At 64.3% G+C, this 12,301-nt stretch carries 6 protein-coding genes; all 6 read right to left on the bottom strand.

Annotated features, from left to right (window positions below):
• Positions 1 to 10: 10 nt before the first annotated feature.
• Positions 11 to 1,216: an HlyD family secretion protein gene (locus P0D68_RS02160; RefSeq protein WP_408300055.1), complete on the bottom strand. Its 1,206-nt coding sequence runs from the start codon at positions 1,214 to 1,216 to the stop codon at positions 11 to 13.
• Between the two features lie 60 nt (positions 1,217 to 1,276).
• Positions 1,277 to 2,230: a lysophospholipid acyltransferase family protein gene (locus P0D68_RS02165; protein WP_408300057.1), complete on the bottom strand. Its 954-nt coding sequence runs from the start codon at positions 2,228 to 2,230 to the stop codon at positions 1,277 to 1,279.
• A 465-nt stretch (positions 2,231 to 2,695) separates the two neighbouring features.
• A complete protein-coding gene (locus P0D68_RS02170; RefSeq protein ID WP_408467982.1) occupies positions 2,696 to 4,795 on the bottom strand; it encodes a fimbria/pilus outer membrane usher protein in 2,100 nt (699 codons plus the stop codon).
• 371 nt (positions 4,796 to 5,166) lie between these two features.
• The gene (locus P0D68_RS02175) at positions 5,167 to 6,057 is read right to left on the bottom strand and encodes a transglutaminase family protein (protein WP_408300061.1); all 891 of its coding nucleotides are present in this window, start codon (positions 6,055 to 6,057) and stop codon (positions 5,167 to 5,169) included.
• Complete coding sequence (locus tag P0D68_RS02180) at positions 6,054 to 8,702, bottom strand: circularly permuted type 2 ATP-grasp protein (RefSeq protein WP_408300063.1); 2,649 nt, start codon at positions 8,700 to 8,702, stop codon at positions 6,054 to 6,056. The genes P0D68_RS02175 and P0D68_RS02180 overlap by 4 nt, the downstream gene beginning before the upstream one ends.
• Before the next feature lie 29 nt (positions 8,703 to 8,731).
• Positions 8,732 to 12,205 carry a transglutaminase family protein gene (locus P0D68_RS02185; protein ID WP_408300065.1) on the bottom strand — a complete coding sequence of 1,158 codons (3,474 nt, stop codon included), beginning with the start codon at positions 12,203 to 12,205 and terminating at the stop codon, positions 8,732 to 8,734.
• Between the last annotated feature and the right edge of the window lie 96 nt (positions 12,206 to 12,301).

Raw genomic sequence — 12,301 nt, forward strand, 5'->3', positions numbered from 1 at the left:
GGCCCCCTGATTAGCCTCTGATCATGCGGAAAAGCGGCGCCAACACCCATTCGGCAATCGTTCTACGCTCGACGACGATGCTCGCCGTAGCCCGCATACCGGGCAAGATGTCGAAATGCTGCTTGCCGTAGTCGAAGGTCTTGCCCCGTAGCGTCGCCCACGCCAGGTAGTCGCCGTCTCCGCCGCCTTGAGCGGCGAGCGAGCCGGGCATGCCCGGAAGCAAGGGGGACGACTGCATCGTCGTGTCCGATATGGCGTCGATGCGTGCTTCGTAGCTGCCGAATTTCGCGTAAGGAAACGCGTCGAATTTGAGCCGCACGATCTGGCCTTTTTCGACAAACCCGCGACGGCGCGACGGAATGCGCAGCGCCGCCCGCAATGCGCCCTTGTCGTCGGTCGCAATCACGAGCGCGACGTCGGACGCCTCCAGCGTGTGGCCCGTCACGAGTTTCGAAAACGTGACGACGCCCGCTTGTGGCGCCGAGATCGTCGCGTCCTGGCGCGACTGTTCGAAGCGCATCCGGATTTCCTGAATGCCTTGTTCGTGCCGCGCGTCGTTCTCTTTCAGCTGCGCGTTGAGGTCGATCAGCGCGCCGTTGAGCGTCGACATCTCGCCGCGCAACTGTTCGCGGCGCGCCAGACCCTGGGCGATGGAAACCTTGACCTGGTGTTCATCGGCACTCGCCTGCTCGATACGATCCGCGGTGACGTAGTCCGACACCGACTTGAGCCGCAAGAGTTTCTGCTGCGATTCGTCGGAAAGCTGGCGGTTCTGGGAAATCTGTTCATCCAGCGCAATGAGTTCCGCTTTACGGCTCGAACCCGTCAGCAGCGAAGCATCCCGCTGTGCGGTCAATTGCGCCTTGCGTTGGGCGTATTGTTCGTCTGCGACGCGAATCTGTTCGTCGCGCATTTGCGAGTCGAACACGGTGCGCTGACGGCCGTCGCTCGACAGCGACAGGTCACGCTGCAGCGTGAACAAGGGCGCACCGGCTGCCACGCGCTCCGACGGGCGCACGTATACCGAGGTCACGAGTCCGCTCAAACCGCGTACCTTCACTTCCGATGGCGACACGATTTCGCACTGCACGTCCTGCTTGAGTTCCACTTCATGCAGGAAGCCGAAGCCGACGGCAACCACCACGATCGCCGACGCGGCATAGGCGATCCATCGCCAGGAAATGTCTTTGTACTGCGGGATACTGGTTGGGTCCATGACTGTCCTGCCGCCTCTCTGCTGGAGACGAGCTGTCTTTTCTAGCGGTGACTGCGTGTGTTATCTGACTGGCGCGAATGCGTACATTGAAGGATGTCCGGCGGCCAACGCACGTGCATAGTTGTCTCTTAACGCCTGCTCGATGCAATCGGCGAGACGTTGAGGCGCGTCGCGTTGCGCCAGTTCGAGCGGATCGAATACGAAAGCGCCAAAACGCCCATGTTCGAAGCGCAGATAGAACGGCAGCAGCAGCGCGTCGAGCGGCGCGCCCATGCGAAATACGCCGTTATGAATCCGCGCCGGACGGCCGAAAATGGAAACGCCGACGGTCTCCATGGGATACCCGCTCAGCGTGAACGGCGGCGCATCCGAAAACAGCACGACGACACCGTTGCGTTTGAGCGAGCGCGCCGCGCGCAAACCCAATCCGCTGCGATTCGTTTCGCTATAGGTGTGGAGGATGTCGATGTGCGGAATCATCGCCTCATCGCTTCCGTAGATATTCTGCGGCACACCCGATACGACGCCGATCGACGCAAGTCCGAGCTGTTTGCGCAGTTCGTCGACCAAGTAGATGTTGGCGTATTGCGAGACGTAGTGAAATGGCGAAACGATGACTGGCCGATCAGGCGTCGCGGCCTTCACCTTCCTGATGATCTGCGCCAGCACGGTCGCGGCACGCTGCAAATCCGGCCACGCTTCCGCGCGATTGCGCTGGCGGCCGAAATGAAGCCGTTTATCGATCAGTTTCTCGAGCATCCTGCCCGGCAGCACCCGGCGATTGTCGAGATGGTCGAGCTTCAATACGTCGCGCCCGACTTCCCGCCGCTCGATACCGCTCCAGCGGAGCCTCGCGTTGAAGCGACTCCGCACATACCATGCGGTCATTGCAAGCGGCTCGATCGCGCGCAAAGGAATGCGCGAAAGGCAAGCGCCTTGTAGGCGGTCGCGGCTCTGTCTCGCGCCGCGCCTGAAAGCGGCAGGCAACCCACGCAACGCTATGAATAACCGCATGCTCGTTCCTTCGTCACGGTGATACAGCCGTTCCACGGGAACGCCATGATTCGTTGTCCGGACGCGAAGCCCGATCTTGAACGACCGGGCTTCGCGAGACGGTGAGCGGGCAATCAGCCCGTCCTTACACCGTCATTGCGACGCTGCTTAGCTGCGCGCGACCGGCTTGGCTGCCGGAGCTGCTGCCGGCGCCGCGGTCGGTGCTGCGGACTTCGACGCCGAGCTTGCCGGAGCACAGCAGCACTTGCAGCAGCCGCCGGCGATTTCCGATTGAGCCAGTGCGTTACGATCGATCTTTTGCATTTTCTTGCCTTGAGATAAAAAATTTAAAATTAGGATAACTACAACTTCTACGTCTACTTCTAACTACGCCCTTCAAAACATGGCTTTGCCTCTTGCGAAGCTCGGCCAATCCTTGAATTCTTCAGCCACCCGGTCAATCCTGTAGGCGCGCCCCGGGTGAAACTAGTGATGCCCGTTCCCACGCTCGACATCCGACCATGAGACAACCGCATTGCGTGCATACACCTTCATGGGCACCGCATTCATGAACAACATCAGCCGTTCCGCCCCTTCTGTCTGGTCAACCGTTGCGACATTCGAAGCAATGTTGTCGCTCGCAGACTGGCGCGTCACGACTACCGCATTCAACGGCGGCGCTGGCTCCAGGCTGGTTGGCTCAACCTTGCTGTCGGGCCGAGCGCTCTGAGGACCGACTTCAATCGGATCCGCGCTGCCGGGCAGCAGGTGCGGCACGGCCGCATGGCCGGGACTGCCCGCGCTCAGGTCCGGGTTCGCCGACGCGCCGGCGTCCAGGCCGCCCTTCGGTTGGAGGGTGTCGGCTTTGTCTTCTGGTGCTTCGGTAATCGTGATGCCTTCTCTGCGAGCAAACACCGAGCCCCGAATGTTCGCCGCCACCTGCGAATAGCCGGAACCGCCACTCGCGCTTGCTCCGAAAGTCGCGTAGGGACTGTGGTACTGGACATTGCCGCCACCGATGCTCGAGCGCTCCGAGTGCGTCCCGTACATGCCGTACTTCAGTTCATCCGCAGCACCCGCGGAACCAGCAAGGATTGCCTGCTCGGACCAGTTGGCGTGACTGTCATGCATCAAGCCCGCCGACAGCAGCGGAGCATGCTCCGCCTTGCCAAGCGGCACGGAGACGGTGGCGAACAACTGGTTGCTCATGGGTCCGGTCAAGCCGGTGCGCTGCCGCGAAGCCGATACGGTGTAATTCAGATTCGCATTGGCCACGCGTACCGCGCCGGAGTAGCCAATCTGAAACTCCGTTTCGGATCCCGAATGGTTCCAGTAGTCCGACGTCGAGCCGACCACATAAAGCGTACCGGCAGCGCCGCCGAGGCGCTGGTTCAGCGCAATCTGCATCTGGCTGCGCCGATGTCCGACGCCGTTTACGCCGGAACCCGCCGACGCCACCTCACGTGTAAGCAGCGCGTCGCGCAGCGAGAGGAAGCCGCCTGATGAGTAGCCATACGCGGCGATCGAAACGTTCGTATTCGTCGGCTCGATGAACTTGCTATAGCCGATGCGCAGGCTTGCACCACGCGTGCTTTGCGATTGCGGCGCGTCGGCCTGAGCCGCCGAGATGTCGGCCGACAGCGCGCCGATCGGCGTGCGGATCGCCGCACCGATCAAGCCGGACAGATAACCGTCCGCAGCAACCGCCCCGCCGTAGCCCGTTACCGAACCGCTGAAGCCGTGCTGGATCGTGCCCTGCAGCATCGCGTCGTGGCGCTTGATCTGCGGGTCACGCGCCACACCACCGGCGACGCTGAATCGCGTCGAGTCCTGACGCAAAAGCGGCACGGCCGAAGGGTATGGCACGGTGAAACTGTGCTGACTGCCGTCGGCTTCCGTCACGGTGACAAGCAGATTGCCGCCATAACCGGTTGCCGCGACGTCGTTGATTTCAAACGGCCCCGGCGCAACCGTGGTTTCGTATAAGCGGTTGCCGTTCTGCGTCACAGTGACCAGCGCATTCGACATTGCCACGCCGCGCACCATCGGCGCATAGCCGGACACGACCTCGGGCACCGCGCTATCGACGCTCTCCACCTTTACGCCACGCACGCCGATGCTGTCGAACACAGCGCCGTCCGTGAACTGGTCGCCAAGAGCAAGCCGGGTTTTCAACGACGGAATGTCTCGCTGCAGATAAGTCGCGATGTTCTGATATGACGTGCCTCGCCCCGTCATGGACTGGACCGCACCGCGCTCGTGCACTTGCCAACCGCCGATATTGACGCCTGCGTTAAAGCCAAAGTAACGCTGTGTATCCGCCGCCCCTTGCCCCGAGGTGCGAAACGTATTGAGCGCGTAACCAAGCGCCGCCGACGGACTTTCCGCATGCGCGGTTACTAGCGATTCACTCCCGGGCGCCGCCTGTCCCGACTCCATAGCGGAAGCATTCGCGCCATCGTCACGCTGATCGTTGAACTGCGCACCGGCGCCGGTGATGGTCTGCGCATGCCCCGGCGCCGACACACAGGCGCCGAGCGCACCGAACATCAGCGCATGCGTGCGCCGCCGCGCTCGTCTGCTCAATCCTCGGGTGAATTCGGAATGTCTTTTTGCCGCCATTTCAACTATCAACGTTTGTTCTGCGCGCGGCGGTAGGCACGCGGCAACGTGTGAAAGTATCCGCGTTGACGATCTCGTCAGCTATACGATTTCACTGAGAAAAAGTCGGAACTTTCCCAAAGATGTCGTAGGAATTACGGGCGATACCGGCGACGGAAGGAATGGCCATCCACCGAGCGAAGGCGTCTGTCGAGGTGGGATCAGCGCGGCTCAGAAGTGAGCGGCGAAGTCGCGACACGAATGCGTCGCGACGCAAGTTGGGGAACGTTGTCGATCGCTAGAAAAAAGCTATCTGGAATAGCCGCTGGAAATGGCCCTCCGCATGCGGCCCGCGGCTAAAGCGCGAGAACCGTCACACCCACTTCCACCCGGTGCGCGCCGCCGCCGAGAATCATCCCGCGCAGCAAGGACACGTCGCTGTAATCGCGGCCGATCGCAAGCGTCACGTGATCCACATCGGCGAGCACGTCGTTGGTCGGATCGAGATCGATCCAGCCGCTGCCGGGGCAATGCACCGACACCCACGCATGGGACGCGTCCGCGCCGATCAAACGCGGCTGCCCAGGCGGCGGATCGTTGCGCAGATAACCGCTCACGTAGCGCGCCGGCAATCCCAGCGAGCGCAAGCAGCCGATCATCACCTGCGCGAAGTCCTGGCACACGCCGCTCTTCAGTTCGAAGGCGCGTTCAGCGGGGGTATCGAACATCGTCGCGGAAGGTTTGTAGGCGAAGTCTTCGTGAATGCGGTGCATCAGATCGATCGCGCCCGCGGCAATCGGCATGCCGGGCGGAAAGCTCGGCAATGCATAGGCGCGCAGCGACGGCCGCGGCACGATGTTCGGCGACGCGAAACAGAACTCCACCTCGGGCCGGAACTGCCCGCCGACGCGAAACCGCAGCGCGTCGGACACGTCGTCCCATTCGGGTGTCGCCTCGGGATCGAGGTCGGTCCAGCGCGGCGTGAGCGCCACCGTGGTTTCGCTGACGAGTTGCAAGCGCTCGTGCGGCGCATCCAGCGCGAAATACAGGACGTCGTTGCCGAATGCGTCGATCCGGCTATTCAGATACGACGGCTCGGGTTCGATCGTTTCGCTGTGCGACACCACGCGCTGCCACGCGCAGGCGATCGGCCGGATTGTCGCGAGATGCTGCGCGGTCTCCACATACGTGGAATAGCGATAAGTCGTGCGATGCGAAACGGACAGCACGGTCGGCGCGTTCTTCATGACCACACCTGCGAAGCGACGGTGCTGGCGTGACTGAAATAGCGCGCGCTGATTTCGTGGGCGGCCGCGCCGGCATAAGCGCCGATCTGATCGCATACCGCAATCAGATTGGCATAGGCGCCGTCTTCGTCGACGGTACACAGCGATTCGAGCGAAGGCAACGAAGCGGCGGGCGCCATCAATTCCGCGAACGGACGATGCCGCGTGCTGCCCGCCGCCACCGCGATCTCGTCGAGCTTCTTGCGCAGACGCTCGTACACGCCGTAGATGCCGCGCGGATTGGTCGGCTCGATGACCAGCAGGTCGAGCAGCGCCGGCACCTCGAAGCGGCCAGGATAGAGCGAGCGATACGTGAGCGTGCTGTCGAACAACTGCAGCAGCAGGTCGAAGCCGGCGGGCGTGGAGAGTTGGCCTTTGTCGGCGACTACGCGCAGGAACGAGGTCATCGCCGACACGCGCTCGATGTGACGGCCCACGAACAGGAGACGCCACGCTTCGTCGCGTGTCATGCGGTCGCCCTGTGCGCCGCTGATCGCCGACAACTGCACCGACAGGCGTTCGAGCGCGTTCATCAGCGTGACGCGATCGTAACGTTCGTAGCGCTCGCCACGGCCGTTGCCGTTGCCGTTGCTATTGCCGTTGCCTTGCGATCCCCCACCGCTGTACCCAGGAGCGGGCATCAGTGTCTGCAACGCGTCGCGGAAGTCGTTGCGCGCCGCGAGAATCGTGCGCCAGTGATCGTTCGACAGACGCCCGCGCACTTCCCCGTTCGAGCGCGCCTGGCAGTTCAGGTTCTGGCCGATGCTCGCGGCGCCGGTGCTCTCGCTCAGATTGGCAACGAGAGCGCGCTCGAAAGCTTGCGGCGAATGCGGCGAGAACATGTCGCCGGATTGCACGAGCCCGCAATGCATGGCGAGTTCGACCAGGGTCGGAAACATTGCGTCGGCGTCGTTGCCTTCCAGCGAGCCGAGAATCAGGCGCAGCAGCCGCACGTTGTTTTCGGCGCGCTCGCCGTACCGTCCGGCCCAGAACAGGTTTTCCGCCGCGCGGCTCGACACGGTGCGGTGTTTGCGCGCGAGGTCGGCGGGCTGCATCGGCGAAGGCAGCAGCGTGAAGGTCGAAGTCGGCTGGCTCGATAGCACCCACGTATCGACACTGCTGCCGCCGTACTGCATGGACACCGTGGTCTGGCGTTCAGCGGCGAGGCGGGTGAAACCACCCGGCATTACATGCCAGCCGCCGTTGACGTCCGCGATCGCATAGACGCGCAGCACCGACGGACGGCGGCCAATGGTGCCGTCTTCGTAACGCGGTGTGCAGGAAAAGCGCTGCGCCTGCTGGATCGTGTAGGTGTCCGGCATGGCCTCGATACGCTCGCGCCATGCCGACAGGCGCTGCCTGCCCTGCTCCACGCCCGGCGGCGCATCGCGCCCGGCGACCGGCCACGTCGGCACGATGAACGCTTCGTCGAGGCGCGCGAAGGCATGATTGCGCGCCGCCTTTTCGCCGCACCACCATGTCGGCACACTCGGCAGCACGAGGTCTTCGCCGAGCAGCACTTCGGCAATGCCGGGCAGAAAACCATGCAAGGCCGGCGATTCGACAAAGCCCGAGCCCGGCACGTTCGAGACGATCACGTTGCCCGCGCGCATCACCTGCAGCAAACCGGGCACGCCGATGCTCGAATCGGCGCGCAGCTCGACCGGGTCGCAGAACGCGTCGTCCAGACGCCGCAGCACCACGTGCACGCGTTCGAGACCGGCGAGCGTCTTCAGGTAGAGCTTGTCATCGCGCACCGTCAGGTCTTTGCCTTCGACCAGCGTCACGCCGAGATAGCGCGCCAGAAACACGTGCTCGAAGTAGGTTTCGCTAAACGGCCCCGGCGTGAGGAAGGCGATATGCGGCGAACGGTCGACGCCTTCGCCGTCGTCCCGCATGGTGGCCTGCGCCGCCTGCACGAGGGTCGCGATCAGTTGCGAATAGGTCGGCGCGAGCCGGCTTACACGCAAGGCGCGAAACGGATCGGCGAACAGCGTCGACATGATCAGGCGGTTTTCCAGCGCGTAACCGAGCCCGGACGGCGCCTCGGTGCGATGCGCCATCACGGTCCAGTCGCCGTTGGGCGTGCGCGCCAGATCCACCGCGACCACCTGCAGATACTGGCCGCCCGGCGGCGTGAAGCCCTTCACCGAGCGCAGATAGCCGGGATGACCGAACACCAGCGCGGGCGGCAATTGCCCGCGCTCGAGCAGGGTTTGCGGCCCATAAATATCGGCGACGATCGCGTTGAGCAGATGCGCGCGCTGCGTCACGCCGCGCTCGATATGCGCCCACTCGTCTTCGCTGATCAGGAACGGCAGCAGGTCGAGCGCCCACGGCCGCGGCTCGCCGTTATCCGCGTAGACGTTGTAGCTGATGTCGTTGTCGCGGATCTGCTGCGCGACCGAGGCGAGATCGTCGTCGAGCCGCGCGATGCCGACTTCGCCCAGCCGCTCGAAGAACTGCCGCCACGGTTCGCGCAACGCGCCCGAGGCGTCGCGCAACTCGTCCCAGTGTCCCTCGTGGGCCGGCAGCAGGCGCAGCAGGGACGAAGCGTCCGCGCGCGCCGCGGACGTTTCGAAGGGAAAAGTCGATTGAAAGGCCAAGGTCGTGTCGTTTTAAGTGTGTGCTGGTTTTACCAGTAGCGCAGATCCAGTGTGAAAGGAAACTCCAGACTGCGCTGAGGTGCATCGACCGTGAGCGGCCCCGGCGTGTGTCCCGTCGCGAAGAAGCGCGCGCGCCGCCGGCTTTCCGCCTCATAGGCGTTGATCGGGAAGGTCTGGTAATTGCGCCCGCCCGGATGAGCGACATGATACTGGCATCCGCCCACCGAGCGGCCACTCCATGTATCGACCAGATCGAAAGTGAGCGGCGCGTCCACGCCGATGGTCGGATGCAGCGCCGACGGCTGCGACCACGCGCGAAAGCGCACGCCGGCCACATATTCGCTGACGCGGCCAGTCGGCTGCAACGGCACCGGCACGCCGTTGACGGTCAGCACATGGCGGTTGTCGTTCAGGCCGAGCGCACGCACTTCGAGCCGCTCCACCGACGAATCCACGTAACGCACCGTGCCGCCCGCCGAGCCCTCCTCGCCCATCACATGCCACGGTTCGAGCGCGTTGCGAATCGTCAGCGAGACGCCGTTCACCGTCGTTTCGCCGACCAGCGGGAAGCGGAATTCGAAGTGCGGCGCGAACCAGCTGCTGTCGAAGGCGTAGCCCGCGCGGTTCAGTTCGCCGAGCACGTCGTCGAAATCCATCTTCACAAAGGTGCCGAGCAGGAAGCGGTCGTGCAACTCCGTGCCCCAACGGGTGAGCCGCTGCGTGTACGGCGTGTGCCAGAAGCGCGCCACCAGCGCGCGCAGCAGCAGTTGCTGCACCAGACTCATGCGCGCGTGCGGCGGCATTTCGAAGCCGCGCAATTCGAGCAGGCCGAGACGGCCGGTCGGGCCGTCCGGCGAATAGAGCTTGTCGATGCAGAACTCGGCGCGGTGCGTGTTGCCCGTCACGTCGATCAGGATGTTGCGCAGCGACCGGTCGATCATCCACGGCGGCAGGCTCGCGCTTTCGCGGCCGCCGAGCATGTCGATCTGCCGCTGCAATTCGCGAAACGCCACTTCGAGCTCGTAGACCTGGTCGTTGCGCGCTTCGTCGACCCGCGGCGCCTGGCTGGTCGGTCCGATGAACAGCCCGGAAAACAGATACGACAGCGATGGATGGTTGTGCCAGTAAGCGATCAGGCTCGCCAGCAGGTCGGGGCGGCGCAGGAACGGACTATCCGCGGGCGTCGCGCCGCCGAGCACGAAGTGATTGCCGCCGCCGGTTCCGGTGTGGCGGCCGTCGGTCATGAACTTCTCGCTGCTGAGATAGCTCTCCGCCGCGGACTGATACAGATACTCCGTGTGGTCGACCAGTTGATCCCAGTTCGCCGCGGGATGAATGTTCACCTCGATCACGCCGGGGTCCGGCGTGACCTGCAGCACTTTCAGGCGCGCGTCACGCGGCGGCGGATAACCTTCGAGCACCACCTGCATGCGCAACTCGGCGGCCGTCGCTTCGACGGCGGCGAGCAGGTCGAGATAGTCGTCGAGTTCGGTGAGCGGCGGCATGAACACATGCAGCAGCGTCCGCCCGCTGCCGAACGCTTCCGTTTCGGATTTCGGACCGGCTGCCCGCTTCGGGTCGCGCGCTTCGACGCAAATCGCCGTCCGGATCGTTTCCTTCGACGACTGCCCGCGCGCCGGCATCGGCCCATCGCCGGGCTGACGCGCATAGGCCAGCACACCGCCGCCCGGCATGCCGCTCAGCAGCTCCGCCGCCGACGTCGACAATGCCGCCGCGCGCCGCGCATCGGCGGGGCTCATGCCGCGTTGCTCGCCGTCGTATTGCATGCGCAATTGCGCGGCCGAACGCAACGGCACCGGCGGCGCGAACGGGTCGTGCGCGTGCTGATACGGGTAGTCGGTCTTCGACACCCACGGCAGCGAATCGAGCGGCAGCCGATAGCCCATTGGCGAATCGCCCGGAATCAGGAACATGCGCTCGTCGCGGAAGAACCAGCGGCCGCTGACCCACTTCGGCGCCTCGTGCGGCACCTCGCGTTCGCGCGCGAGCGGCAGCACGTAACCGGTCGCGCCGCCCAGTCCCGCGTCGAATACGCGGCGCAGACGCACGCGCTCCAGTTCGTCGTCGAGGCGCGCGTCGAGTGGATCGACGTTGACCGGCAGACGGCGCTCGCGCCACAAGTAGTACCAGACGTCCTCGAAGCCGGGCTGGATGCAGTCCGCGTCGAGCGCGAGTTTCGTCGCCAGATGCGCGAGGAAGCGTTGCGCGTCGGCAGCCGTGTAGGTGCCGGGCTCGCGCTCGTCCGCGAACAGCGCGGGGTTGTGCCAGCAGGGTTCGCCGTCGGCGCGCCAGTACAGCGACATGGCCCAGCGCGGCAATTGCTCGCCCGGATACCACTTGCCCTGGCCGATATGCAGGAAGCCGTTCGCGCCGTAGCGCGCGCGCAGCTTTTCCATCAGCGCGACCGCGTAGCCGCGCTTGGTCGGGCCGAGCGCGTCCGTGTTCCATTCGGCGGCGTCGCGATCGCGTACCGAGACGAAGGTCGGCTCGCCGCCCATGGTCAGACGCACGTCCATGCCGGCGAGTTGCTGGTCCACGTGGGCGCCCATTTTCAGCACGTCGGCCCACACGGTTTCGCTGAACGGCTTGGTGACGCGCGGCGTCTCCAGCACCCGTTCGATCGACATGGTGTGTTCGAACTCCACCTCGGATTCGTCCACGGCGCCGGAGATCGGCGCCGCGCTGCCCGGCTCGGGCGTGCAGGCGACGGGGATATGCCCTTCGCCCGCCAGCAGCCCGGAGGTCGGATCGAGGCCGATCCAGCCCGCACCCGGCAGATACACTTCGCACCACGCGTGCAGGTCGGTGAAATCGACCTCGGTGCCGCTGGGGCCGTCGATGGATTTGACGTCGGGCGCGAGTTGCAGCAGGTAGCCGGACACGAAGCGCGCCGCCAGCCCCAGTTGCCGCAAGGTCTCGACCAGCAGCCAGCCGGAATCGCGGCACGAGCCCGCCGCGCTCACGAGCGTTTCCTCGGGCGTCTGCACGCCCGGCTCCATCCGGATCAGGTAGCGAATCTCGCGTTGCAGCCGCTGATTCAGGCCGACGAGAAAGTCGGCGGTGGCAGCCGGCGTGCGGTCGATACTCTTGACGAATTCGGCGAAGCGCGGCGTCATCGGCCGCTTGACGAGGTACGGCGCGAGTTCCAGCGCGAGGCCGGGTGAGTATTCGAACGGGAATCGCTCGGCCGAGGGCTCGAGAAAGAAGTCGAACGGGTTGTAGACCGCCATTTCGGCGATCAGATCGACCGTCACCTTGAATTCGCGCGTCTTCTCGGGGAACACCAGCCGCGCCTGATAGTTGGCGAACGCGTCCTGCTGCCAGTTGATGAAATGTTCAGCCGGCTCGACCCGCATCGAATACGACAGGATCGGGGTCCGGCAATGCGGCGCAGGCCTGAGACGCACGACCTGGGGCGACAGTGAAACCAGCCTGTCGTAGCGGTAATGTGTGACATGATGCAACGCGACGCGTATGGACACACCGGACTCCTGGACGAAGGATGGCAGCCCGCCAAAAAGCAAGCTTCATGCCGTTTATTGAACAAGTGCGAAAAACCGCCTGAACTGCCCGTACTG

This window comes from Paraburkholderia sp. RL17-380-BIE-A (genome assembly GCF_046028085.1).
Taxonomy (GTDB): domain Bacteria; phylum Pseudomonadota; class Gammaproteobacteria; order Burkholderiales; family Burkholderiaceae; genus Paraburkholderia.

Excerpts from the sequence above, each read along its gene's own strand:
- P0D68_RS02160 (WP_408300055.1), bottom strand. The coding sequence starts at position 1,216 with ATGGACCCAACCAGTATCCCGCAGTACAAAGACATTTCCTGGCGATGG.
- P0D68_RS02165 (WP_408300057.1), bottom strand. The coding sequence starts at position 2,230 with ATGCGGTTATTCATAGCGTTGCGTGGGTTGCCTGCCGCTTTCAGGCGC.
- P0D68_RS02175 (WP_408300061.1), bottom strand. The coding sequence starts at position 6,057 with ATGAAGAACGCGCCGACCGTGCTGTCCGTTTCGCATCGCACGACTTAT.